Genomic DNA, 24,554 nt, shown 5'->3' with positions numbered 1-24,554 from the left:
TCTATATAAATAAGTATGATTTTTTAAATCATCAGTTAAAAACAAATTGTAATATAATATGAAACGAATATTTCTTATTTTTTTGTGCACAATGGGTTTAGCGTCCAATGCACAGACAACTTTAACTTTGAAGGACGCCGTTACCTACGCGCTTCAAAATAAAGCCGATGCTAAAAAAGCGAAATTACAGGTTGAAAATAGTGAATATAAAATTCAGGAAGTGCGTTCCAGAGCATTGCCTCAAATTTCTGCAAACGGAAATTTAACATACAACCCAATTATCCAGACCACTATTATTGACGGAGCTGCTTTTGGTGCTCCGGGAACTGCAATTCAGGCGGCATTTGGTCAAAAATGGACTTCTACAGCGGGAGTTTCTTTAACTCAGACCATCTTCGATCAGTCTGTTTTTACAGGATTAAGAGCGGCAAGATCTACTCGTGAGTTTTATCAGATCAACGATCAGTTAACAGAAGAGCAGGTTATCGAGCGAGTAGCAAATAACTACTATTCAGTTTATGTACAGCAGGAAAGATTAATGCTTTTAGACAGTAACTACGTTAACACAACAAAAGTTCGTGATATTGTACAGGGGCAATTTGATAACGGACTGGCTAAAAAAATTGATCTTGATCGTATCATTGTTAAATTATCCAACATTAGTACAGAGCGTCAGCAGATTATCAATCAAATCCAGTTACAGGAAAATGCGTTGAAGTTTTATATGGGAATGCCAATAGAATCTCAAATTGTATTGCCTAAAGAAGAATTTGAAGTAGTTCCTGCAGCTTTAACTCAGGAACCTAATATTGAAAACAGAACCGAATACCTGCTTTTGAAAAAACAGGAAGAACTTTTGGTATTCAATAAAAAAGCAGTTCAGGCAGGTTATTACCCATCACTTTCTTTATCTGCCGGTTACAACTATATTGGGCAGGGACCAGAATTTCCTTGGTTTGCAAAACCTGAAAAAGGAGTGTATTGGTCAGATTTCTCTGCGATTGCTTTAAACTTACGTGTCCCAATTTTTACAGGTTTTGGAACACGTGCAAAAGTAAGACAGGCCGATGTTGAAATCAGATCGCTTCAGGAAGACATCAAAGACACAAAACTTTCTCTTGATTTAGACTACAGAAATGCAATGACGCAGATTGAAAACAATCTTGTAACTATCGAAAATCAAAAAGAAAATATGCGTCTGGCAAGTGAAATCTTAAGTAATACCAAAAACAATTACCTTCAGGGATTAGCATCTTTAACGGATTTATTAGACGCAGAAAATGCATCACTTGAAGCTCAGAATAATTACACAAGAGCAGTTTTAAATTACAAAATTGCCGAAATATCTCTAATCAAATCAAAAGGCGAACTTAAATCTCTTATTAAATAACTAATTACAATGAAGAAAATAATTATAACAATCGTAATCATAGCTGCAGCTTTTTTCGGGATTAGCTATATCTTAAATAAAAACAAAGCGGAAAACGAAGGCAAAACGGCAATTGTAGCCGAAAAAAATGCTGCAGTTTCTGTAAAAGTAGCAACAGTTAAAACAGAAGATGTAAATCTTGGTTTTGCTGCAAACGGAAATTTTGTGCCAATTCAGGAATTGACGTACTCTGCCGAAAAATCAGGAAAAGTAATCAGCGTTTTAGTTAAAGAAGGTGATTATGTAAGAGTAGGACAGACATTATTAACTATGAGAGGAGATGTTATTAATGTAAATGCACAGCAAGCACAGGCTGCTTACCAAAATGCAAAATCAGATTATACAAGATACGAAAATGCATTTCAAACCGGCGGTGTGACAAGACAACAATTAGATCAGGCAAAATTAGCTTTAACAAATGCAGAATCTAATTTGAAACAAGCAAACATCAATGTTGGAGATACTAAAGTTAAAGCTCCAATTAACGGATACATCAACAAAAAATATATCGAACCGGGATCTATTTTAGCCGGAATGCCTGCAACTGCTTTATTTGATATTGTAAACGTTTCTAAATTAAAATTAACTGTTACCGTAAACGAAAGTCAGGTAGCTAGTTTAAAATTAGGAAACACAGTAAACATTACAGCAAGTGTTTATCCTGATAAAACATTCTCAGGAAAAATTACTTTTATCGCTGCAAAAGCAGATGCTTCTTTAAACTTCCCTGTTGAAATTGAAATTACAAACAATGCAAACAACGACCTGAAAGCAGGTATGTACGGAACAGCAAACTTTGGATCTAACAGCCAAAAACAAAACTTAAAAGTAGTTCCTAGAAATGCATTTGTTGGAAGTGTAAGCAGCAATGAAATCTTTGTTGTCGAAAACAATACTGCTAAGTTGAAAAAAGTAGTAGCAGGAAGAATCTTAGGAGATAAAGTTGAAATCATCAACGGTTTAAATGACGGAGAAACAGTAATTGTAACTGGTCAGATTAACTTACAAGACGGAAATACAGTAGAAATTATTAAATAATTATACCGCTTTAAGCCGTAAGCGATAAGCTTTAAGCCTTTTAATAAAAGCCTAAAGCCTACAGCACACTGCCTACAGCCAAAAATAAGATATATGAAATTAGCCGAAATATCCATAAAACGTCCGTCGTTGGTAATTGTATTGTTTACAATTCTGACACTAGGTGGATTGTTCAGCTACAGCCAATTAGGCTACGAGCTGATCCCAAAATTCGAAACCAACGTAATTACGGTTTCAACTGTTTATCCGGGAGCTTCTCCAAGTGAGGTTGAAAATACAGTAACCAAAAAGATAGAGGATGCGATTGCGTCTCTGGAAAATATCAAGAAAATTGATTCAAAATCCTACGAGAGTCTTTCTGTAGTGTCTATTACATTACTTTCTACTGCCAATGTAGATATTTCAATGAATGATGCGCAGCGTAAAATTAATGCAATTTTGAGTGATCTTCCGGATGATGCCGATCCGCCGTCGCTGACTAAATTCTCTTTGAGTGATTTACCAATTATGACACTTGGTGCCAACGGTAAAATGGACGAAGCAGCTTTCTACGATTTGATCGATAAAAAGATTGCACCGGTTTTATCCCGTGTACAAGGGGTTGCTCAGGTAAATATTATTGGTGGTCAGGAACGTGAGATTCAGGTAAACCTTGACGCTGTTAAAATGCAGGGTTACGGACTTTCTGTTCCACAAGTACAACAAACAATTTTAAGTTCGAATCTTGATTTCCCTACAGGTAACATCCAGACTCGTAACCAAAAAATCTTAATCCGTTTAGCGGGTAAATATAAAAACGTTGAAGAATTAAGAAACCTTGTAGTTTCTTCTCAAAACGGAATCCAGGTTCGTTTAGGTGATATCGCCGATGTCCAGGATACACAAAAAATCGCGGAGAAAATTGCGCGTGTAGATCAAAAAAGTGCGATTGTACTTCAAATTGTAAAACAATCAGATGCCAATGCCGTTGCGGTAAGCGAGCAGTTGATTAAAACAATCAAAACGTTAGAGCAGGATTACAAATCGGCTCAGTTAAAATTAGAAGTAGCAAAAGACAGTACAGTCTTTACTCTTGAAGCAGCAGACTCTGTTGTACACGATTTATTAATTGCGGTTATTCTGGTAGCATTTGTAATGTTATTTTTCCTGCACAGTATTAGAAACTCGTTGATCGTAATGGTGTCTATTCCTGCATCTTTGATCGCAACCTTTATTGGTATCTATTTATTAGGTTATACACTTAACTTAATGTCTTTACTTGGTTTATCTCTTGTTGTTGGTATTCTTGTGGATGATGCGATTGTGGTACTTGAGAATATTTACCGACACATGGAGATGGGTAAAAGCCGAATCCGTGCCGCTTACGACGGAACTGCCGAAATTGGCGGTACAGTAACTTCGATTACATTGGTAATTGTGGTGGTGTTCCTGCCAATTGCAATGAGTACCGGATTGGTATCTAACATTATCACACAGTTCTGTGTTACGGTAATTATATCAACCATGTTCTCTTTATTGGCTTCGTTTACAATTATTCCTTGGTTGTCTTCACGTTTTGGAAAATTAGAGCATATTGAAGGTAAAAACCTTTTCGGAAAAGTTATCCTTGGATTCGAAAGCTACTTAACCCGTTTTACGGACTGGGTATCAAACTTACTAAACTGGTGTTTAGATCACTATATTAAAACTATTGTGGTTGTATTAGTAATGTTCTTTGGCTCGATCTTCTGGTTAATGGGAGGCGGATACATTGGAGGAGAATTCTTCGCATCATCTGATAGTGGTGAGTTCTTAGTACAAATCGAGATGCCAAAAGATGCTTCATTAGAGCAGACTAACTTTATGACGCAAAAAGCAGAAGCTTTCTTAAAAGGAGAGAAATATGTTTTAAGCCAGATTACAACAGTTGGTCAAACCAGTGAAGGTTTAGGAGCAGCTCAGGCAACGGCTTATAAAGCAGAGATTGACGTTAAAATGATCGATCAAAAAGATCGTACAGACGATGCCAACGTTTATGCTGCAAAAACAAAACGTAAACTGGAAAAAGTTCTGGTTGGTGCTAAAGTTAAGACAGTTCCGGTAGGTATCTTAGGTACTGCCGAAGATGCAACTTTAGGTTTGATCGTAACAGGTCCAAACGTAGAAAGTGCTATGAAGTTTGCTAAAATGGCCGAAGCTGAATTGCGTACAATTCCGGGAACAACTGAGATTAAATTAACAGTTGAAGATGGAAACCCTGAGATCAACGTTCAGGTAGACAGAGATAAAATGGCAGCATTAGGATTAACACTTCAAACGGTTGGTTTAACAATGCAGACAGCTTACAGTGGTAATACTGATGGTAAATTTAGAGCTGGTGAATACGAATATGATATCAACATCAAATACAACGAATTTGACAGAAAAAATATCACAGATGTCAGCAACTTGATTTTCATAAACAATGCAGGCCAGCAGATTAAATTAAACCAATTTGCTACTATTACTGAAGGTTCAGGACCAAGTAAATTAGAACGTAGAGATAAAACAGCTTCTGTAACCGTACAAGGTCAAAACGTTGGGGTTCCAGCCGGAACAATCGTTACGCAATGGCAGGAAAAACTGGATAAATTACAAAAACCAACCGGAGTAAACTATATCTGGGGTGGAGACCAGGAAAACCAGTCAGAAGGTTTTGGTACTTTAGGAATCGCATTATTGGCCGCTATTATTTTGGTTTACCTAGTAATGGTTGGATTATATGACAGTTTCGTTCACCCGTTTGTCGTATTATTTGCTATTCCGCTTTCGTTCATTGGAGTATTATTCGCTCTGGCACTTACGAACAACACATTGAATATCTTTACCATTTTAGGGGTAATCATGTTGATTGGTCTGGTGTGTAAGAATGCGATCATGCTTGTCGATTATACCAATCAGCGAAGAGCTGCCGGAGAATCGATCAGAAGAGCATTAATCCAGGCAAACCACGCGCGTTTACGTCCGATCTTGATGACCACAATTGCGATGGTATTTGGTATGTTCCCAATTGCATTAGCAGCAGGAGCAGGAGCAGAATGGAAAAACGGATTGGCATGGGTAATCATTGGAGGTTTGATTTCATCATTATTCCTTACCTTGATTGTAGTGCCGGTTATCTATGATATTATGGAGAAAATTATTAGAAAATTCTCTAAAGGAGAAAAAATCGATTACGAAGCTGAAATGGTTGCCGATTACGAGCACACAGAATTAAGCGAAGACGGTTTTAATCCTAAACATACCCATTAATTAATTGATTTGATTTTAGACGAAAAATCCCAGATTCCGAAAGGAGTTTGGGATTTTTTAATTTCAGATTTATGAGTTCAGGTTTAAGATTTTTATTCTGATTAGGAATTTGAAGTTTTTCTATTTTAAATACAAATAATTGTTAAAATAATCAATAATAGCCTTTCCTTCCAGTAAAACATCTGCGCCTATAATACCGTGAACCGTTTTTGCTTTGTACGATTCTAAAGCTTCATTGACATGCGAAAGGTCAAAAATAACAATGCTGAAATTCTTGTTTTTCCAGCTGCCTAACTGCAATTCATTTTGCGATGAAATCTGGGTTTTCATTCCCGTTCCTCCGGCTCCGGATGCTTTGGTTTTTGATTTTTTGGCAGACAACTCAAAACGCTCAATACTTTCAAAACCAATACAGGTGTTTGATGCGCCGGTATCCAGAATGAAATTTCCGGAAACACCATTAATTTTTGCTTTTATAGACAAATGCTGGGTTTTGGTAACCTTGAATTTTATTTTTTTATATTTCTCTTTTTTGAGAATCTCGTGAAGATTTTCCATTTATTGTACTGATTGAAAACCAAAAATAAGGCAATTACGATCAATAAACTAATTCCATAATAGATATAATCTGTTGATTTATTTTCTTCCGAAATTGAACCGTAATACACAAACGAACTCCAGTAATACGGAGATTTCTTCGCATTCGGAATCGATTTGTTATTCAGATAATCCAGTTTTGCATTTGAATTGGCCTCAAAATAAGAAACATCATTTTTTATGTTTTTGTAGAAATCCGACATAAAAACCGAAGTCGTAAAGTCATTCACTTTCCATAACGAAAACAGTAAATTCTCTGCTCCCGCAAACTGAAAACCTCTGGCAATACTCATGGCACCTTCGGCTTTATACAATTTGCCAATTCCCGTTTCGCAGGCACTCAAAACTACCAAATCAGGATTGATATGCAGATTGTACAATTCAGAGTACAAAACTTCCTGATCGTAAAATTTAATGCTCGCCGGAGTTTCTATATCGCCGGAAGAAGCATGCGTACTCAAATGTAGAATAGAATATTGTGAGGCGCTATTTTTAAAATTTCCGAAACTCGCATCAGTATTTTCTAAATACTTTCCTTTAAAATTATTCCGGATGGATTCCAGTTCTTTTTTGGAATAACTTAGTTCAAAAGCCGTTTTCTCAAAAACAGGAAAAACGCCCAAAACTGTTTTTTCAGATTTAGACAGCGGTTTGGAATTCAGGTAAATATTGGCTGAGGTATTATAAGCAATCTTAAAATCATGAAGTAAATAATGCATTTTAGCAAAATTTGTAGTGCTCGATTCTTGTGTAATTAAAGCTTCAAATGGCAGAAAATTCAAAATGCCGTCAGGAACAATAATTAAGTTAGGATAATCATAAATTCGGGGTAGTTTTAATAAATCATAAACTCCTTTTCCGTAATGATTATAACCCGAAATATCATTTGTAATTTCATCAGGACTATTAAAATAATTTATAAACTGAGCAATTCTGGGAATGCCGCGATGAGCAATATAAATTTGGCTTAAAGCAATTCGATTATTCTGTAATACAAAATAATACAACCTTTCTGAACCCATAAAATAATACACCATCATCGCCTTGTCATTTTCTAATTTGAATAACAAAGCTTTTATATCGCATTTTTCAGGAATAAAATCCGGATTTTGCGATTGGATTTTTTTCAGCGAAATCATCAGTTCGTGCTGTTTTTTTATAAACTGATTGATTTTTGAAATAGCAGCCAAATCCCCTTTCTGCTGTTCTTTTAAAATATTCGTATTTAAATTCTGAAGCTGCTGCAAAAGTTTTTTTTCTTCTGCCGAAGCATTTTTAATATTCGATCTGTAACTTTTTAAAATACCGGACTTTGTCCTTTCAGATAGCTGAAAAGCATCTTCGATATAGTGGCTTTTACCTTCTTTTTTAAATAATAGATCGTAAATCGAAAGGCATTTTTCTGTACGATTGCGAGATCGTAACTGCATCAGGATTTTAGAATTTTCAGCTATCAAAGCATTCATCAGCATCTCTTCGATATAAAAAGAAAGATCAAAAGCTTTGAGCGCTTTTTTAGGATCGTTTAACATTAAAATGTCTGCCTGTAAATCCAGCGCATCCGCCAGAACAGTTTCGGCATACAATTGATCCTGATTTGGAAGGTTGTTTTTTGAATTGTAATTCGGAATCAATGTTTTAAAAATAACAGCAATCTGCTTTGAACTTTCGTCATACTTCCCTTCATCAAAAAGAAGTAACGCTTTTTCGTAATATAATTTAGCCAGTTTTCGCGGCTGCTGATTAGGAATTTCTAGAAACAGTTTTTCTGCCTTTTCCATATACAATTCAGCAATATCAAAGCGCTGCCACTGCCTGTTCATCGAAGCCAGATTTCGGTATGAATTGGATAAAGTTTCAAACTGATTTTTCTCCTTTTCAAGGTATTGTATAGAAGCATTAAATGCTTTTTCTGCACCGTCCGGAGCATTTTTAACTATTACAAACTGTTTAGATCCCAGCCAGTAGTTATTGCCCAGATTGTTCAGTAAAATGCCTTTTTGAACGTTCGATAATTTTTCTGTTTTTAAGATATTCTCTAACAACTCAATTGCCTGTGCGATTTTGCCTGAATTCTGATAGACATTCGATAAATTCAGGATTGCAGCAAACTTCTGCCTTGAAGCATCGGGATAATTTTTGGAAGTATTAACAATAAAGAAATACTGTTTAATCGTATTTTCTGCATTGTCATAATCGCCCAAAACCGTATATAAATTGCCAAGAGGTTTAAGGCAGTATTCGACTATATCATAATCGCCGAGTTTGTTTTTTTGATAAACCTGCCAGGCTTTTTCGTAACTCCAAACCGCATTCTGAATCTGTCCAAATTGATTTTCATAATACGCTTTGTTGCAGTTTAAAACCACAATGGCGAGTAATTCGTCTTTGGTTTTTGGATTGGGGTTTTTCCAGAAAACAGCTTCGGCATTTGATAAATCCTGTATCGCTTTCGCAGAAGGATGAGCCGTAAAAACATCAATTGCATGATAAATTTTATCTTCCTGATTCTGTCCAAAAATATTCAGATTTATAAAAAGAAAAATTAAACCATATAAGTGATGTAAGTTCATATTATGTTGTTTTTGATTTCACAGATACACAAAGTTTATACACGGATTCGTAAAGAATAAAAAGTTTTGTGCATCTCTGTCAAATAATCCTAAAACTTCCAAATCCCATAAATCTGAAAATAGTTAAAATTCTGCTCAAAATTAATTACATAGCGCGCTCCTAAACTCGGACCGATTCTCGCGAAACCTGCCGTTAAATCAAACAAAAGCCCGGTTTTAATGTCCGTAAAGGTGTTTTTTACACTGCTTGAACTGGTAACAGAGCTTATCAGAAAGTTTTCTTTGTCTCCCTCATACGTATCGGTTTGTATATTTTGATTCTGTTCTGATGAAACATTGACATTTGCCTGAATTCCTGCGCCGATTCCGATATAATTATTTAGGTTGTACCGAATCAAAATGGGAACTTCCCAATTGATGTTTTTATTTTCGGTTGTGGTCGTAATACGCTGAAACTGTCTTGTTCCGTTGGCATTTGTATTGAATTGTTCTGTAACATTGGCAGCACTATTGTACTGGTTTAAAGCATTTACCCATTCGACCTGCCAGTAAAAACGATACGATTTAAAAGGCGAAATTGTCGCACCCACAAAATAACTTGTTGACTTATCCAGATCTGAATAAAAATTATAACCCGCTTTTACGCCAATCGAAATTCCGGGAAGGAATCGTGTAGTGGCATAGTTCGTGATAATAGGTTCATTCTTGTCGAAAATAATCGAAGTCCGGCTTTTGGTTTTTACTTTATGAAAATCTTCGCCAAACTTCATCGAATATTTTACAAATCCTTTCGTGCTGTCTTTTTCCTTCACATTTTTCTGCTCCGTTCCCGGCAGATAAATATTTTTAAAAGTAAAAATGATCTGCTTTTGTTTGATAATGGTATCGAGGCAGCTTACGGTTGGTTCTTCGCCTTTCGGGCAGATAGGACATTCAGGATACATGCTTTCAATCTGGAAAGTTTTTTTGTCGAACATATCCGGAATATCAGTCTCTAAACGAATTTTTCGCGCCGGACCTTCGCCATTATTTTGGAAACGGGTTTTAAAATTTACCCTCTTAAAACGCACTAGTCTATAATTCATAAACCTTCCGTTAGACCCCATTTTGTTAGGATCATGAGACGTTACAATTTCCATTTCAAGGTTTTTAATCTTATGGTTTTTATAACTTCGGTTCGGAACAAAAATACCGCGCATTGTAACTGTTGCACTGGTATCCTTAATCATTTCGGGCGTAGTTTTAAAAGTATAAAAAACATTCCGTGTTTCTCCGGGATCAGCATCATCAAATTCTAAAACCGATACATTATGATAGGTTTTACCGGCATCTAAAAGCGAGGCGTCAAGATCTTCTTCGGTTGTTGTGTTTCGGTATTTTTTAGGTTTGAAATTCCCTTCGGCGGAAGCCGTAAAATTATCCGAATCGTCAAGATCATTTACAGAAGCCACAAGATTTTCTTTTACTTCGCGTTCGCCTGCATAGGTCCTGAAATCACTTAATTCGAAGTTGTTGTGCCTGAATTGTTTTTCATTGTAAAAAAGATACAATTTGCCGCTCGAAACATAATTCTCCAGATTTTGATAACTCACTACGACTACCATTTCCTGCTCCGGAATAGGATCGCAGTTTTTAATAATCGCAAACCCATTGTGATCTGCAATAGAAGCGATATCTTTATAATTATTGTCTGTTATATCGTTCACCACCACTTTTTTTGGGCGTGTTGCCGGAGGTTTTCCGTTGTCGTAATTGTTTGTTACAGCCAGTCTCGTTGTATAAGTACCTTTCTTTTTATAAACATGTTTCGGTTCAGGTTCTTTGCTGTAATGCCCGTCGCCCAGTTCCCACAAATAGGAATAACTTGGTTTTGGTGCACCCGCTATCGGGATCAAAGGCGGTGTTTCGGGTTTATAGGATACAGCATTTCCGTTTTGGATAAAACCAATAACGGCTCTTCGGGTTATGGTGTCTTTTACTTTGGTTTGACCTGTTAAAAGAATCGAAAACAGCATCAGAAAAATAGACAGTTGTGGTTTCATAACGAGACAGTTTTTAGCCTTAAAATCATCAGAATTAATTTTAAAACAGGTTTAAATGTAAAAAAAAGTGATGAGCAAATCACCACTTTTTCTTAAAAAAGCATTCGTAAGTTACTGAATAGCATTGATTGCTGCTACCAATTGCGCTTCGGTTCCTACTGTTGTTTCGGCAAATGTAAAAGTATAAACGGCATCTGCAGTTGTGGTTACTCCTTTTATGGCATATCGCCAGTTTCCGTTATCCTCGGTAGCGAAAATAATGTGACACGCAAGGCCAATCGGAATTTGTCCGTAATGTTCGCTGAACAATCCTGCAGCAGTATACGTATCCAGTTTTGCAAGCGCATTGGTGCCTTCTCCGTCATACGAAAGATAAACGGCGCTGTTTGTATTATTATAACCTTCAGGAACATCAACTAAAATGGTTGTTTTTGGTCTTGGATCGCTGTAAAAACGATCTACATTTGTCCAGCCGAAGTTTCCAAAAGTTACATAATAATTGTTGCCCTCTCCTTGTACACCGCCTTTTCCGTCGGCACCTCTGGCATCTTTCCAGGCCAGTTCACCCTCTTCATCAATAACTCCAGTCCATAAAGTCATTAAGTTATCAAACCCATTTGTCAGTGCAGTTGGAACAATCATGTTCATATTGCATGAAGTTTGTAATTCGACTCCTCCCTGAGTTGCCTTGATGAAGAATTCTCCCCCCGAAATCAATAGATTTTTCTTTCCGTCAGGCATGATTCCCATTGTTGGTTTGTTGGTTACCAGCATATTTCCTTTATCAAAAAGTTCGATATATTCAATATTTACTTCTCCTGTTACCGGATTTCCGTTTTTGGTTAAACAGTCCCCGTTAATGTATAATTTTACCCCTTTGGCAGAAGTCAGTGTTACCACACCATCTCCGGCAGTCATAGTAAAGTTTTGAGTATTTCTTTTTAACCCCTTTTCGCTGATGCTTTTAAAAGCCGCTGCCGTTGGAGGCGAAAGTTTAATATCATCTCCATCGCTGTTATCACAGTTTACAAAAGAGATTAGAAGAAGGAATAAAAGTCCGATTGTTTTAAAATTTGTATTCATAATTTCTGGTTTTTAATGATTATTATATGGATAGATGTTCTGGGCTTGAAAAGTGTTACCCCTCTTTTTGAAAAATTTTTATTTATACCGAAAGACATTTGTCTTCAAACAGATTTCCGTCTTCGTCAACAGCTACAAGAATGCTTTTCTTCTGCGAAAACGTAACAATCAAATAGATCCATACAATAGACCAGAGACCCAAAGTGATGCAGGTAAGAAACAAATGAAAAGTATGCTTGATGATTTTTTTCTCTCTTGACAAAACCACATACGGTAGTTTTTCATTATGTTCTACAACCACAAAACCATTTCGTTTTTTGGCCGAAATCATTTCATAGAATTGGGTCAGGGCTTTTTCATCTGTAAACTGATAGGTTTCCATTTCTCTTAATTTTAACTGTTTTAAAAGATTTTTGTTTCCTTATATCCGTTTGCATCATCAATTGTTACCCTTTATTATGAAAATTATTTGAGATTCTTTTTTTAACTTTATCTGATTAAAAGTTTTTTTATGAATAAAACGAAAACACATCCTGATCAAAAATATATTGAGGGACTTGCTGCAAATGACTCGGCCATTATAAAGTCTATCTACAAAAAGTTTGTTCCCAAAGTGGTCACCTTCGTCATGAACAATTCCGGCGGAAGAGATCAGGCAAAGGATGTGGTTCAGGAAGTTTTGATTTTACTTTTTAATCAGGCCAAAGCAGGATCGCTGCGATTAACCTGTCCGTTCGATGCTTACTTTTTTTTACTGTGTAAAAGAAAATGGCTGAACGAGCTCAAAAAGACTTCTAATAAAGAGGTAACAATTCTCGAAGACGTTTTATCTATTAATGAATCTGCACATGAACTGATTGGACAAACCGAAGAATTTGACGAAAAACAACAGCTTTTTGACACCATGTTCCAAAAACTGGGAGACAAATGCAAAGAATTATTAAAGCTGAGTTTTGAAATTAAATCGATGGAAGAAGTCGCCGAAAAACTAAACGTAACGTACGGCTATGTCCGCAAGAAAAAATCGTTATGTGTGGGACAGTTAACACAATGGATTCAGGAAGCAAAAAACTTTAACTCTTTAAAAAACAATTAGTCATGAATGAAGAACGCTATATACTATTTGATCAATATCTTCAGGACGAATTAAACGCTGATGCAAAAACCGATTTTGAGAAACAATTGTCTCAGGATGCCGAATTTGCATCGCAGTTTGAAACTTTTAAAAACGTTCAGGTCCAGTTGAATACCAAATTTGGAATTGAGCAGGAGAGACAAGCGTTCAAAGAAAATCTGACTCAGATATCAGAGAAGCATTTTGGAGAAAAAGTAAAAGTAATAGGCTTAAAACCATGGTATCTGGCCGTTGCGGCGTCGGTTGCGGTCCTGTTTGGACTGTTCTTTTTTAATTACAATCAAAATCCGGTTTTTGCCGATTATAATAATCCTGAACAAGCGTCTTTTACAGAAAGAGGAACGATCGATGAAACTTTGAAAGAAGCTGAAACGGCCTATAACAGAAAAAGATATAATACTGCAATTCCGCTTTTTGAAAAAGTGCTTCAAAAACAAAACACAGCCGAAATACAGTTTTTCTACGGCGTTTCGTTATTAGAAGAAAGTCATTATTTAAAAGCAGAAGCTGTCTTTAATAAACTAAAAGAAGGAACATCTGTGTATAAAGAAAAAGCAATTTGGTATCTGGCACTGTCCAAATTAAAACAAAAAGATTACGAAGGATCTAAAAAAATACTGGAAACCATATCTGAAGATTACGAAGATTACGATCAGGTAGAGGAACTATTGCATCAGCTGGATTAGGGAGGGTTAAAATCCAAATTTCATTACGCAGACCTTTATCAAAGTTTCAAAACCTTGACAAAGGTTTTCGTTTTTAAGTAACAATCAGAAAAAATCCGTGTGCATCCGTGTCCCATCTTTGCAAGTAATTGCTATTCTTTTAATATTGTCGTAATTTTGACCACTTAAAATTACAGCCTTGAATTCAACACCCATTATTACCGATACACATACGCATTTATATTCTGAAGAATTTGATCAGGATCGTAACGAAATGATACAACGCGCCATCGACGCAGGAGTAACCCGCTTTTTTATTCCCGCTATCGATGCTGCAGCAACCCAGTCTATGTACGATTTAGAGATAAACTACCCGGATAATGTATTTTTAATGATGGGACTTCATCCTACGTACGTAAAAGACAATTATCTCGAAGAATTAGCACATGTAGAAACCGAATTGTCAAAACGAAAATTTTATGCTGTAGGCGAAATCGGGATCGATTTGTATTGGGATAAAACCCACCTAAAAGAACAACAGATCGCTTTTAAAAGACAGATTCAGCTGGCAAAACAATACAAACTTCCTATCGTAATTCACTGCCGTGAAGCTTTTGATGAAATTTTTGAAGTTTTAGAAGAAGAAAATTCTGAAGATTTGTTTGGGATATTTCATTGTTTTTCCGGAACTTTAGAACAAGCACAGCGTGCCATTTCGTATAAGATGAAATTAGGAATTGGAGGTGTCGTAACTTTTAAAAACGGAAAAATCGACCAGTTTCTAAATCAAATCGATTTGAAACACATTGTGCTGGAGACAGATTCGCCTTATTTAGCGCCTATTCCGTACAGAGGAAAAAGAAATGAAAGCAGTTATCTGATAAACGTAATTGCCAAATTGAGTGATATTTATGGTGTTTCGACAGAAGAAATTGCAGCAATAACAACAAAAAATTCAAAAGACGTTTTTGGGATTTAACCCAGTCCTTACAAAACTTTAATTTTTTTTTTGTTCTTTTGCCCACTTAAAACCGATATAAATAATGCAGAAATTTGATGCCATTCGACCTTTTTATGACTCCGAAATAAATGAAGCCCTTCATGATGTTGTAAATCACCCAATGATGAAAACCATGATGAACTTTACTTTTCCGGAAGTTGAAGATGAGGTTTGGAAGGATCAATTAAAGAAAACACATTCTATTCGTGATTTTCAATGCAACTTCATTTATAATACCATACAAAAAGTCCTGGAAAAAAGCTCTGAAGGATTAACCACTTCAGGTTTTGAAAAACTGGAACCTAATACTTCTTATTTGTTTATTTCCAATCACAGAGATATTCTTTTGGATACTACATTATTAAACGTTTGTTTATTTGAACACGGTTTGGTAATGACCGCTTCGGCAATTGGAGATAATTTAGTAAAGAAAGCTTTCCTGGCAACTTTGGCTAAATTAAATAGAAACTTTTTGGTTTTAAGAGGATTAACACCCCGCGAAATGCTGCAAAGCTCTAAACTGCTTTCAGAATATATGGGACAGTTACTGCTTCGCGAAAACCGCTCAGTTTGGATTGCTCAAAGAGAAGGAAGAACAAAAGACGGAAACGACGAAACCAATCCAGGCGTTTTAAAAATGATTGGAATGGCTTCTGATGAAGAAGATCTGATGAATTATTTTAAGAAATTAAAAATCGTTCCGGTTTCAATTTCTTATGAATACGACCCGACTGATGTTTTGAAAATGCCGCAATTAATGGCAGAAGCAAACAATGAAGTTTACGTAAAAGACAAAAACGAAGATTTCATGACCATTTTAAGCGGTATCATGGGAACTAAAAAAAGAATACATATTTCGGTAGGAGATGTTTTAGATACAGAAATCGATCAGATTGTCGCAGAAAATGACAATGCAAACAAACAAGTTCAGGCTTTGGCGCAGACTATTGATGATGTAATTCTGAAAAACTATCAATTATGGCCTACAAACTTCATTGCGTACGATATTTTAAACGAAACAGATCGATTTGCTGATAAGTATAAAGAAAGCGAAAAATCATTATTTGAGCGTCGTTTAGAAATGAGAATCGGAAGCGATAATCCTGTTACCAGACAAGGATTCCTGTCTATGTATGCCAATCCGGTAGTAAATAAATTAAAATACCAAGATGTCCTCTAAAGCTAAAATACTTTTAATTTATACCGGAGGAACCATCGGTATGAGTAAAGACTTCGAAACCGGAGCTCTTAAAGCATTTAATTTTAGTAATTTATTACAGCAGATTCCCGAAATCAAGCAATTGGATTGTGAGATTGAAACGGTTTCTTTTGAAACTCCTATAGATTCATCAAATATGAATCCTCAAATGTGGACAAAAATTGCCGACATTATCGAGGAAAATTATGCAAAATATGACGGATTTGTAGTTCTTCACGGATCAGATACGATGTCATATTCAGCTTCGGCATTGAGTTTTATGCTCGAGAATTTAGCAAAACCGGTTGTGTTTACAGGCTCTCAGCTGCCAATTGGAGATTTACGTACCGATGCTAAAGAAAATTTAATTACAGCCATTCAGATCGCATCACTTCTTGAAAACGGAAAACCGGTTATCAACGAAGTATGCCTTTATTTTGAATACAAATTATACAGAGGAAACAGAACCTCAAAAGTAAATGCCGAACATTTCAGAGCGTTTACAGCGCCTAATTATCCTGAATTGGTAGAATCTGGAGTGCATTTAAAACTCAATTCGCATTTATTCCTTCCTGTAAAAAAAGACGCCGGATTAATTGTTCATAAAAATCTGGACAATCACGTAGCGATCATTAAAATATTCCCGGGAATGAGCGAAATTGTCCTGGCTTCAATCCTGGCAACAGCCGGCCTTCGCGGTATTGTTTTAGAAACCTATGGTTCTGGAAATGCGCCAACTGAAGAATGGTTTTTAAATCTAATCGAAAAAGCCATAAAATCAGGAATGCATATCGTAAACGTAACCCAATGTTCCGGCGGAAGTGTAAATATGGGACAATACGAAACGAGTACTGCCTTAAAATCACTGGGAGTTATCTCAGGAAAAGACATTACGACAGAAGCGGCAATTACAAAATTAATGTATCTGCTGGGACACAATATTCCTCAAAACGAATTTAAAGATGTTTTTGAAACCGCACTTCGCGGGGAAATATCTTAATTTAAAATTCCAATTTTTTTAGATTCCAAATGTTTGGGGGTAAAAGCTTTGTTAAAGTTGAAGACATAGTTTGTATATAACAATATTCACAATATTGTCATTTCGACGTAAGGAGAAATCACACTAGAAATTCCACAATATGAGTAATAACCTTTGTCGAATCCCGCGTGAGATTCCTCGTTCCTCGGAATGACAAGTTTGCGGATAAACTGGAATTTCTTTTCTAAGACTTTACATGAAGAAATCGTAGCAGCGCATAAAAATTTTCCAATCGGTATAAAGATTTATGCTTTTTGTAATACACATATACAATCACCGAAAGTATACAAATAACACCCTGAATGGCAACTGTTGTTCTCACTCCCAGAAAGTGTGAAACGTAACCAATAATTAAACTTCCTACCGGAATCATTCCCTGATATGCCATCATATAATAACTGATACTTCTCGAACGCATATTAACACTACTGTGAGTCTGAATGTAAATGTTAATAGACGAAGTTTGTCCCATCATTCCAATACCGCTCAAAGTCATACAGATCAGTGCGATGGTCATACTGCTGGAAACGGCTAAAATAATAACGCTGAAACCCAAAAGTAAACTGGCACCAATAACCAGCTTGTTCATATTTTCAGCCGATTTTAAATTGGCCAGATAAATAGCAGATAAAACAGAACCAATACCCGCAGCACTTTCAAACCAGCTGAATGTTTCGGCATTACCGCTAAAAATATCTTTTGCAAAAACCGGCATCAAAGTATTAAAAGAAATAACGAACAAACTGCTGCAGGTTAACATTAAAAGCATTTTGGACATTTCGGTCTCTTTTTTAACGTAGTCCAGACCTTCAATTAAATCATCCAGCATTTTAAGTTTGTTTTCAGCTTTAATATGCGGGGTAATTTTCATCATTAGTAATGAAATTAAAACCGGAATGTAACTCACGAAATTCCCCATAAAGCAGACATCTTCGCCATATTCATGCAAAATAATTCCTGCAAGCGCAGGGCCGGCAATTCGGGCAAAATTGTTTAGTGTTGAGTTTAGAGCTACTGCGTTAGGCAGATCTTCCTTATTATCGACTATATCAATCATCATCGTCTGGCGGCAGGTCATGTCAAACGCATTAATGATTCCCTGAATAAGCGTCAGAGCCAGAATAAAAGTAATATTATAAACTTTAAAATAGATTAAAAGTGCCAGTGTACCCGCTTGTACCATTGCCATAGACTGCAATAGGATCATCGTTTTATGTCGGTCGTAACGCCCTATGATACTTCCTGCGAGAGGCGCTAAAAAAAGAGACGGAATCATACTAAGAAAAGTAGCCAGTCCCAGTAAAAAAACAGATCCTGTTATGCTGTAGACCATCCAGCTTACGGCTGTTTTCTGCATCCAGGTTCCAATAACAGAAACAGATTGTCCGTAAAAGAACAGCTTGAAGTTTCTAGATTTTAAGGCTTTGAACATGATTATATTATTTGATACAAAGTTCGGAATTAGGATTGCATTAGAAAAATTAATAATTTTACTGATAATGAGTAGTTAAACTTATTAATATGGAAATCTATCAACTGGAGTATTTTATTAAAACTGCTGAGGTTCTGCATTTTACAAAAGCAGCCGAATTGTGTTTTGTAACACAATCGGGGCTTTCGCAGCAAATTAAAAAACTGGAAGAAGAGCTCGGAATGCCTTTGTTTGTCAGGATTGGCAAAAAAATACAGCTTACAGAAGCCGGTTCTGTTTTCCTGATTCATGCCAAAAAAGTGCTCGAAAATGTACAGAATGGCAAGCAGGCAATTGAAGATTTGAACCAAATGATTGGCGGTGAGCTTCGAATAGGAGTAACCTATATTTTTGGATTACTGATCCTGCCCGTTGTAAACGCATTTGCCAAAACGTACCAAAATCTCAAAATCGTTGTAGAATACGGCACAACAGAATCTTTGGAACAAAAATTAATTCACAACGAACTCGATTTGGTTTTGGTTATTTCCTCACACGAAATTGGGCCGTCGATCCAAAAAGTGCCTTTGTTCAGATCTAATATGGTTATGGCGGTTTCGAAATCGCATCCGCTGGCGGTTTTAGATAAAATTCCGTTCAAGAAAATAGAAGAAGTATCGCTTATTTTGCCCGGAAGAGGATCAAATTCAAGAGAATATGTAGAGATTTTATTCGTAAAACACCATATGAAACCCAAAATTTCGATTGAATTAAATTCGATTCACGCCTTGCTGCAAATGGTCGAAAACAGTGATTGGGCAACTATAGTAGCCGAAAAAGCCCTAAAAGGCTGGGACGATCTAAAAGCGATTCAGATTACGGGAGTTACAACCAAAAGAGATTCGTATATGCTTACAATGGGAGGCTATCAAAAAAAGGCTGTAAAACTGTTTATGGAAGAATTTAAGAAAAGTATTTAAGTAAACTTTTAGTTTACTTTTTGTAAACTCAATTTTTTTTGTGTTCTTTGCAGTCCTAAAATAGAAAGGTGTCCGAGTGGTTTAAGGAGCTAGCCTGGAAAGCTAGTATATGGGTAACTGTATCGAGGGTTCGAATCCCTTCCTTTCTGCGAAATAAAAACCGCAATTTCATAGTATGAGATTGCGGTTTTTTTGTTTTGAGAAATCCTATTACTTATCTTCGTAAAGAACTATCATAAAAGCTTTTATGTACGAGAACGAAAATTTGGAACAAATAGAGAATTGGCTGAAAACAGGATTGAGTCAGTCTCCTGAAAGATTTTCAGAAATGTTTTATTTTGATAAAAGAGATAATCAGTTTTTTTCTCTCCTCATAACAGATTATTTTATTTTCGAGGATGGTTTTGAGATAGATAAAAAAACTTCGACTAATTACTCAGAAGGAACTTTAAAATTGCTGGCAGACAGAATGCAGCGTATAGAAAACGATGACAGCTCTATATTGGCTGTTCGAAGATTTGGTGAATTAGCAGAAGAAGAACTGCTTTCAAAAATGGATTCTTTCCTTAACTTAAATGCTGTCGATATCGAAAGTGCTTCGGTTTGGGAAATTGAAGAATCGGGCGATGTAACTATTGATCTAAGAGATGAAAAAACAAAATACTGGTGGCAGTTTTGGAAATAAAAAAATATCAAAGTATGAAAACAATTCTCTCTACATTTTTTTTAATTCTGTTTTTGTCTTCCTGTGCTTCATTTTCAGATAAAATGATAAAAGAAAACAAGGCAGCATTGTCTGAAAACGACTTATCAAAACTCGAAGGGAAGTATGAATTGTTTCCGGATTTGAAGTATGATGAAAAGGGAAATGTACAAAACATAGATTCTCAGGATTCTAAAACACGATATAACCTGAATTATTTTGTAAAATCTGAAGATTCAAAATACGATTATGATGATTTTTATGTAGTTGAAGTAAAGGTTTTGAGTGAAAACAAAATAAGATTTGTCACAAAAAAGAATGATGCTGTAACTGACCGCGTGGAATTAACGGGTAAACTAAAAAGCGGATTTTTTTATCCGGACAATAAATACCTGAAAAGAAATGGAATTCCTTATCTTGCCGGAGGCTACAATAATCACAAAACCAGAATAGGACTTGCAAAAGACAATGGACTTTTGGTGAATTATGCCTATGATAATTCCGGAGCGATTTTGTTTCTATTTTGGGCCGGATCGAGTTATAATTTAGGTTTTCACTACAAACGCATCTAATATCACTAACTAAAAACTACAAGAATGACCGGAAACTGGAACGGGTATTACAAGTTTGATAATGAGATAATTCAGAACGCTATGGGTTTTGAAAAAACAAATTTTACAATTGTAATCGAAAATTGCGAAGGAGCAGATTTTCAGGGAAAAGTAAACGATGATGTTTCTACCGGCGGTATGAAAGAAACAGGGAATGTTATTGGGAAAGTGAGGAATAATGTTATAAAGTTTCAAAAATTTATGCCAAAGAATTGTACAATTGATGGCAGCGGAAACAGAGAAACATTGGATAAAAAACACCCAACGCTTTATTATGAAGGAACTTTTTCTCAGGATAAATCAGAAGCCGGCGGAAAATGGTATTTTAAACGGAAAATCGGATTTCGATATGGTTTTTTACCAGTTTTATACAGTCCCGGAAGAGGAACCTGGAGGATGAAAAAAGTGTCATAATTTTGTTTATTTTAAATGTATAAATATTATTTCCGTCCCGGATATGGGTCTGAAAATCTTTTGATAGAGATTTTTGAAGGTACAGAAAATGAAACCTTTGTTTCGGATTTTCTGGATGCGGTCTGCGAGATAAATCCAAAACTGAATGATGTTCTGGATTTATGGATGAATGACGAAATAGAAATGTTTTACGATTCAGAAGCAGGAGCATTTGCGCTTTCAAAAGACATTTGGGGATTTGCTTTTATAACAGCCGAAAACAATCAGGAAGGGCTTGCTAGGATTAACTCGATTTTAGAAAAAGCATCACTTTTTGAAAAATTTGAGGTTGATTTTGAAAATTATAAATAATTGATCAGCCCCGATAGAAGCGGCATCCTTTTGTAGTGGGGTTCACTACAAAAGATACAGCAGATAGCGGGACTAAAGGTGTTTTGGAAACGGTTTTTCTGCTCCTGAAAAATAAAATATTAATCTTCGAGTGCTTTTTTAACCTTCGGCATCATGCGGTCAACGAATTTTGAATAAGCCAGTTGTGAAGGATGAAGACCGTCTGAGGCAACCAGATCTTTATTATCAAGTCCCATGCGTGTTATGTCTGTTATCGATACAAAGGTGATTCCGTTGTTTGTACAGTATTTTTCGGCAAAGGCATTGTATTTATCGATTTCGGCTGAAATTCTGGTGCGTTCATTTCCGGCGACGGCATTTCCGTAAGGCGTGTACGCATAATCCGGAATCGAAATAACGATTACATTTTTCTTATCTCCTTTGGCTAATAGAACGGCTTTTTCTGCCAGCTGTGGAAATTCTTTTTCATAAAGCGAAAAATCCCTTCCCTGATATTGGTTGTTTACACCAATTAAAAGCGTAACCAGATCGTAGTTTGGTTCCGGATTTTGATCTTTTATTGCCGAAAGTAAATTTGTGGTAGTCCAGCCTGTTTTTGCGATTATCTGCAAAGAGAAATTGCTCGAATACGTTTGCTGCAGGCTTGCTTTAAGCTGTTCAGGAAAACGGCAGGTTTCGCATACGCTGTGGCCAATTGTATAACTGTCGCCCAAAGCCAGATAATGTATTGTGCCCGAAATGGGTTTTACGGGCGGGACAGGGGTAACGGGATTTTTAACTACAGGTTTATCTGCCGGGGTTTCGTCTGAATTACAGCTAAGTAAAAAAATGGAAAGTATAACGATAACTATTTGTTTGAATTGCGGTTTCATAATTTGTTTAAATTAATTAGGGCTTCTTTAAACAAATAGTTACGTTAAAAGTATTGTTTCGGTTTTAAACCATTTCTGCTTTTAAAACGATTTCTTCTTCAATGGCATTCCATAATCCGATGCGTTTTTCTAATGCCAGGATCGAAACTTCTTCAACTTCTTTCCATTTCTGGGCATCGTCTTCGCATAAATCGGTAATCATCTGCATTGCCATTGGTCCGTGTTCGTCTGCGTCTAATTCGATATGTCTTTCGAAATAATAAAGCAGTTTTGTTAAATCGACATTTGGCAGGTTTTTTTGAAAGTTTTTAAGGATTTCGGTAAACATGCTCGGAATCAAATCTTCTCTTCCAAAGGTAAAAGCAGCAGCAATTTCGTGCGGTTTTCCTTCTTCGATAACTCTAAAGGTAAAATCTAAGAATGATTTAACCTCAGGATGAAGTGAACTTTGTTTAATGGCAACAAATATATTGTGAAGCGAATTTACTTCAGATAAAAACTTGTTTATAGGAGTTGTGTCGGCACCGCAGGCTTCCATTGCTTCAAGATACATTTCGTAATGGCTTTGTCTTCTGCCGTCGATGCTTAAATCTGTTTCTTCGGCCAGTACAATTTCGTTAATCAAATATCTTGTTTCAGGGTTTTTTGTGGCAAACCATGGCGTTGTTGTGCAGGTAAGTTTGGCTTGTAATGCTTTTAATAATGACATAAAATCCCAAACGGCAAAAACATGGTTTTCTGTAAAACTATGTAAGTCATCGATACTTTGGATTTTTTTGTATAGTGAATGATTTAAAAGCTGATCTTTTTGAGGTTGAATGCTATTGTGTATAGTTTCAATATTCATTTATATAAATTTTGGTGCAAAGATAAAAAGCTTCCTCGTTAGAAGAAGCTTTTTTGAATTGATTTTGTATATAATTTAATAATTATTTACGATTTAAACGCTGGAATTCCAGTTACATCCATTCCCGTTATCAGTAAATGAATATCGTGTGTTCCTTCGTATGTTATAACGCTTTCGAGGTTCATCATGTGGCGCATAATCGAGTACTCGCCGGTAATTCCCATACCTCCCAGCATTTGTCTTGCTTCGCGTGCGATGGTTATGGCCATGTTTACATTGTTTCGTTTTGCCATCGAAATCTGAGCTGTAGTTGCTTTTCCTTCGTTTCTTAAAACACCTAATCGCCAGGTTAATAATTGTGCTTTTGTGATTTCGGTAATCATTTCGGCCAGTTTTTTCTGCTGCAATTGCGTTCCTCCAATAGGTTTTCCAAACTGGATTCTTTCTTTGGCATAGCGTAAAGCAGTATCATAACAATCCATTGCGGCGCCTATAGCACCCCAGGCAATTCCGTAACGGGCAGAATCTAAGCAGCCAAGCGGAGCACCAAGTCCTGATTTATTTGGCAGAAGATTTTCTTTAGGAACTTTTACATTATCAAAAATTAATTCGCCGGTTGCAGATGCACGAAGCGACCATTTGTTATGGGTTTCAGGGGTTGAGAACCCTTCCATGCCTCGTTCTACAATTAAGCCGTGAATTCTTCCTTCTTCATTTTTGGCCCAGACAACGGCAATATCTGCAAAAGGAGCGTTTGAAATCCACATTTTTGCCCCGTTTAAAAGATAATGATCCCCCATATCTTTAAAATTGGTAATCATACTTCCGGGATCAGAACCGTGATCGGGCTCTGTTAAACCAAAACAGCCAATGAATTCACCAGTCGATAGCTTTGGTAAATATTTCATGCGCTGTTCTTCGTTTCCGTATTTCCAGATAGGATACATAACCAGCGATGATTGGACAGATGAGGTGGATCTTACACCTGAATCTCCTCTTTCGATTTCCTGCATAATCAAACCGTACGAAATCTGGTCAAGACCTGCACCGCCATATTCAACAGGAATATAAGGCCCGAAGCCGCCAATTTCTCCAAGTCCTTTTATAAGTTGTTTTGGAAATTCTGCTTTTTGAGCGTACTCTTCTATTATAGGAGATACTTCTCTTTTAACCCACGCACGTGCTGAATCACGGACTAATTTGTGTTCTTCTGTTAACAAATCGTCAAGGTTATAATAATCTGGAGCTTGAAATAAGTCTGGTTTCATTTTTGATTAATTTTGCAAAACAAATTTA

Annotated in this window: 22 protein-coding genes and 1 tRNA gene; 14 read left to right on the top strand and 9 right to left on the bottom strand. The window is 36.3% G+C overall.

Translation table 11 applies throughout. The features are described 5' to 3' along the window. Positions 1–58 precede the first annotated feature (58 nt). From OZP11_RS13500 to OZP11_RS13490, 3 genes are all read left to right on the top strand, one after another. Entirely contained in the window at positions 59–1,390 is a 1,332-nt protein-coding gene (locus tag OZP11_RS13500; RefSeq protein WP_281231084.1) for a TolC family protein, read from the top strand. A 9-nt stretch (positions 1,391–1,399) separates the two neighbouring features. Further along, on the top strand, positions 1,400–2,467 hold the full coding sequence (locus OZP11_RS13495) for an efflux RND transporter periplasmic adaptor subunit (protein WP_281231083.1): 1,068 nt from the start codon (positions 1,400–1,402) through the stop codon (positions 2,465–2,467). Between the two features lie 93 nt (positions 2,468–2,560). Further along, positions 2,561–5,737 carry an efflux RND transporter permease subunit gene (locus OZP11_RS13490; RefSeq protein WP_281231082.1) on the top strand — a complete coding sequence of 1,059 codons (3,177 nt, stop codon included), beginning with the start codon at positions 2,561–2,563 and terminating at the stop codon, positions 5,735–5,737. A gap of 120 nt (positions 5,738–5,857) precedes the next feature. Here the strand turns inward: OZP11_RS13490 and OZP11_RS13485 are convergent, their stop codons facing one another. The 5 genes from OZP11_RS13485 to OZP11_RS13465 all read right to left on the bottom strand — a co-directional run bounded on the left by OZP11_RS13485 (position 5,858) and on the right by OZP11_RS13465 (position 12,414). Beyond that, positions 5,858–6,295: a retropepsin-like aspartic protease gene (locus tag OZP11_RS13485; RefSeq protein ID WP_281231081.1), complete on the bottom strand. Its 438-nt coding sequence runs from the start codon at positions 6,293–6,295 to the stop codon at positions 5,858–5,860. Next, positions 6,247–8,907 (bottom strand): CHAT domain-containing protein, encoded by a 2,661-nt coding sequence (locus OZP11_RS13480; protein ID WP_281231080.1) that lies wholly within the window; start codon positions 8,905–8,907, stop codon positions 6,247–6,249. The genes OZP11_RS13485 and OZP11_RS13480 overlap by 49 nt, the downstream gene beginning before the upstream one ends. 89 nt (positions 8,908–8,996) lie before the next feature. Further along, positions 8,997–10,949 carry a PKD domain-containing protein gene (locus tag OZP11_RS13475; RefSeq protein WP_281231079.1) on the bottom strand — a complete coding sequence of 651 codons (1,953 nt, stop codon included), beginning with the start codon at positions 10,947–10,949 and terminating at the stop codon, positions 8,997–8,999. Between the two features lie 111 nt (positions 10,950–11,060). Further along, a complete protein-coding gene (locus OZP11_RS13470) occupies positions 11,061–12,032 on the bottom strand; it encodes a hypothetical protein (protein WP_281231078.1) in 972 nt (323 codons plus the stop codon). 82 nt (positions 12,033–12,114) lie between these two features. Then, a complete protein-coding gene (locus tag OZP11_RS13465) occupies positions 12,115–12,414 on the bottom strand; it encodes a hypothetical protein (RefSeq protein ID WP_281231077.1) in 300 nt (99 codons plus the stop codon). 129 nt (positions 12,415–12,543) lie between these two features. On the opposite strand from OZP11_RS13465, the gene OZP11_RS13460 reads away from it, so the two are divergent. The 5 genes from OZP11_RS13460 to OZP11_RS13440 all read left to right on the top strand — a co-directional run bounded on the left by OZP11_RS13460 (position 12,544) and on the right by OZP11_RS13440 (position 17,030). Next, positions 12,544–13,128 carry an RNA polymerase sigma factor gene (locus tag OZP11_RS13460; RefSeq protein ID WP_281231076.1) on the top strand — a complete coding sequence of 195 codons (585 nt, stop codon included), beginning with the start codon at positions 12,544–12,546 and terminating at the stop codon, positions 13,126–13,128. A gap of 2 nt (positions 13,129–13,130) precedes the next feature. Beyond that, a complete protein-coding gene (locus OZP11_RS13455; protein ID WP_281231075.1) occupies positions 13,131–13,853 on the top strand; it encodes a tetratricopeptide repeat protein in 723 nt (240 codons plus the stop codon). 178 nt (positions 13,854–14,031) lie between these two features. After that, the gene (locus tag OZP11_RS13450) at positions 14,032–14,811 is read left to right on the top strand and encodes a TatD family hydrolase (protein WP_281231074.1); all 780 of its coding nucleotides are present in this window, start codon (positions 14,032–14,034) and stop codon (positions 14,809–14,811) included. Positions 14,812–14,875: 64 nt separating this feature from the next. After that, complete coding sequence (locus OZP11_RS13445; protein WP_281231073.1) at positions 14,876–16,012, top strand: 1-acyl-sn-glycerol-3-phosphate acyltransferase; 1,137 nt, start codon at positions 14,876–14,878, stop codon at positions 16,010–16,012. After that, the gene (locus OZP11_RS13440) at positions 16,002–17,030 is read left to right on the top strand and encodes an asparaginase (protein ID WP_281231072.1); all 1,029 of its coding nucleotides are present in this window, start codon (positions 16,002–16,004) and stop codon (positions 17,028–17,030) included. The genes OZP11_RS13445 and OZP11_RS13440 overlap by 11 nt, the downstream gene beginning before the upstream one ends. Before the next feature lie 223 nt (positions 17,031–17,253). On the opposite strand, the gene OZP11_RS13435 is transcribed toward OZP11_RS13440, so the two are convergent. Continuing rightward, positions 17,254–18,501 carry an MFS transporter gene (locus OZP11_RS13435; RefSeq protein WP_281231071.1) on the bottom strand — a complete coding sequence of 416 codons (1,248 nt, stop codon included), beginning with the start codon at positions 18,499–18,501 and terminating at the stop codon, positions 17,254–17,256. Between the two features lie 89 nt (positions 18,502–18,590). On the opposite strand from OZP11_RS13435, the gene OZP11_RS13430 reads away from it, so the two are divergent. The 6 genes from OZP11_RS13430 (at position 18,591) to OZP11_RS13405 (ending at position 21,539) form a co-directional block, all read left to right on the top strand. Beyond that, a complete protein-coding gene (locus OZP11_RS13430) occupies positions 18,591–19,460 on the top strand; it encodes a LysR family transcriptional regulator (RefSeq protein WP_281231070.1) in 870 nt (289 codons plus the stop codon). A gap of 62 nt (positions 19,461–19,522) precedes the next feature. Continuing rightward, positions 19,523–19,609, top strand: a tRNA-Ser gene (locus OZP11_RS13425). Positions 19,610–19,707: 98 nt separating this feature from the next. Then, positions 19,708–20,145, top strand: coding sequence for a hypothetical protein (locus OZP11_RS13420; RefSeq protein ID WP_281231069.1), 438 nt, complete (start codon positions 19,708–19,710; stop codon positions 20,143–20,145). A 14-nt stretch (positions 20,146–20,159) separates the two neighbouring features. Next, the gene (locus OZP11_RS13415) at positions 20,160–20,735 is read left to right on the top strand and encodes a hypothetical protein (RefSeq protein WP_281231068.1); all 576 of its coding nucleotides are present in this window, start codon (positions 20,160–20,162) and stop codon (positions 20,733–20,735) included. Between the two features lie 24 nt (positions 20,736–20,759). After that, positions 20,760–21,188, top strand: a complete 429-nt coding sequence (locus OZP11_RS13410) for a hypothetical protein (RefSeq protein WP_281231067.1) — start codon at positions 20,760–20,762, stop codon at positions 21,186–21,188. A gap of 15 nt (positions 21,189–21,203) precedes the next feature. Further along, the gene (locus OZP11_RS13405) at positions 21,204–21,539 is read left to right on the top strand and encodes a hypothetical protein (protein ID WP_281231066.1); all 336 of its coding nucleotides are present in this window, start codon (positions 21,204–21,206) and stop codon (positions 21,537–21,539) included. A gap of 119 nt (positions 21,540–21,658) precedes the next feature. On the opposite strand, the gene OZP11_RS13400 is transcribed toward OZP11_RS13405, so the two are convergent. The 3 genes from OZP11_RS13400 to OZP11_RS13390 all read right to left on the bottom strand — a co-directional run bounded on the left by OZP11_RS13400 (position 21,659) and on the right by OZP11_RS13390 (position 24,526). Further along, positions 21,659–22,411 (bottom strand): SGNH/GDSL hydrolase family protein, encoded by a 753-nt coding sequence (locus tag OZP11_RS13400; RefSeq protein ID WP_281231065.1) that lies wholly within the window; start codon positions 22,409–22,411, stop codon positions 21,659–21,661. 64 nt (positions 22,412–22,475) lie between these two features. Further along, positions 22,476–23,258 (bottom strand): DUF3050 domain-containing protein, encoded by a 783-nt coding sequence (locus OZP11_RS13395; RefSeq protein ID WP_281231064.1) that lies wholly within the window; start codon positions 23,256–23,258, stop codon positions 22,476–22,478. Positions 23,259–23,344: 86 nt separating this feature from the next. Beyond that, positions 23,345–24,526, bottom strand: a complete 1,182-nt coding sequence (locus OZP11_RS13390; RefSeq protein ID WP_281231063.1) for an acyl-CoA dehydrogenase family protein — start codon at positions 24,524–24,526, stop codon at positions 23,345–23,347. Between the last annotated feature and the right edge of the window lie 28 nt (positions 24,527–24,554).

The sequence above is a fragment of the Flavobacterium gelatinilyticum genome, assembly GCF_027111295.1.
Lineage (GTDB): Bacteria > Bacteroidota > Bacteroidia > Flavobacteriales > Flavobacteriaceae > Flavobacterium > Flavobacterium gelatinilyticum.
The sequence above is the reverse complement of the archived record's forward strand: the minus strand, read 5'-3'. Positions and strand labels throughout refer to the sequence as shown.

Coding starts and splice junctions, on each gene's coding strand:
- OZP11_RS13405 (WP_281231066.1), top strand. CDS start 21,204: ATGTATAAATATTATTTCCGTCCCGGATATGGGTCTGAAAATCTTTTG.
- OZP11_RS13400 (WP_281231065.1), bottom strand. CDS start 22,411: ATGAAACCGCAATTCAAACAAATAGTTATCGTTATACTTTCCATTTTT.
- OZP11_RS13435 (WP_281231071.1), bottom strand. CDS start 18,501: ATGTTCAAAGCCTTAAAATCTAGAAACTTCAAGCTGTTCTTTTACGGA.
- OZP11_RS13455 (WP_281231075.1), top strand. CDS start 13,131: ATGAATGAAGAACGCTATATACTATTTGATCAATATCTTCAGGACGAA.
- OZP11_RS13465 (WP_281231077.1), bottom strand. CDS start 12,414: ATGGAAACCTATCAGTTTACAGATGAAAAAGCCCTGACCCAATTCTAT.
- OZP11_RS13495 (WP_281231083.1), top strand. CDS start 1,400: ATGAAGAAAATAATTATAACAATCGTAATCATAGCTGCAGCTTTTTTC.
- OZP11_RS13390 (WP_281231063.1), bottom strand. CDS start 24,526: ATGAAACCAGACTTATTTCAAGCTCCAGATTATTATAACCTTGACGAT.
- OZP11_RS13420 (WP_281231069.1), top strand. CDS start 19,708: ATGTACGAGAACGAAAATTTGGAACAAATAGAGAATTGGCTGAAAACA.
- OZP11_RS13460 (WP_281231076.1), top strand. CDS start 12,544: ATGAATAAAACGAAAACACATCCTGATCAAAAATATATTGAGGGACTT.
- OZP11_RS13445 (WP_281231073.1), top strand. CDS start 14,876: ATGCAGAAATTTGATGCCATTCGACCTTTTTATGACTCCGAAATAAAT.
- OZP11_RS13410 (WP_281231067.1), top strand. CDS start 20,760: ATGACCGGAAACTGGAACGGGTATTACAAGTTTGATAATGAGATAATT.
- OZP11_RS13440 (WP_281231072.1), top strand. CDS start 16,002: ATGTCCTCTAAAGCTAAAATACTTTTAATTTATACCGGAGGAACCATC.
- OZP11_RS13480 (WP_281231080.1), bottom strand. CDS start 8,907: ATGAACTTACATCACTTATATGGTTTAATTTTTCTTTTTATAAATCTG.
- OZP11_RS13485 (WP_281231081.1), bottom strand. CDS start 6,295: ATGGAAAATCTTCACGAGATTCTCAAAAAAGAGAAATATAAAAAAATA.
- OZP11_RS13470 (WP_281231078.1), bottom strand. CDS start 12,032: ATGAATACAAATTTTAAAACAATCGGACTTTTATTCCTTCTTCTAATC.
- OZP11_RS13430 (WP_281231070.1), top strand. CDS start 18,591: ATGGAAATCTATCAACTGGAGTATTTTATTAAAACTGCTGAGGTTCTG.
- OZP11_RS13490 (WP_281231082.1), top strand. CDS start 2,561: ATGAAATTAGCCGAAATATCCATAAAACGTCCGTCGTTGGTAATTGTA.
- OZP11_RS13415 (WP_281231068.1), top strand. CDS start 20,160: ATGAAAACAATTCTCTCTACATTTTTTTTAATTCTGTTTTTGTCTTCC.
- OZP11_RS13475 (WP_281231079.1), bottom strand. CDS start 10,949: ATGAAACCACAACTGTCTATTTTTCTGATGCTGTTTTCGATTCTTTTA.
- OZP11_RS13395 (WP_281231064.1), bottom strand. CDS start 23,258: ATGAATATTGAAACTATACACAATAGCATTCAACCTCAAAAAGATCAG.
- OZP11_RS13500 (WP_281231084.1), top strand. CDS start 59: ATGAAACGAATATTTCTTATTTTTTTGTGCACAATGGGTTTAGCGTCC.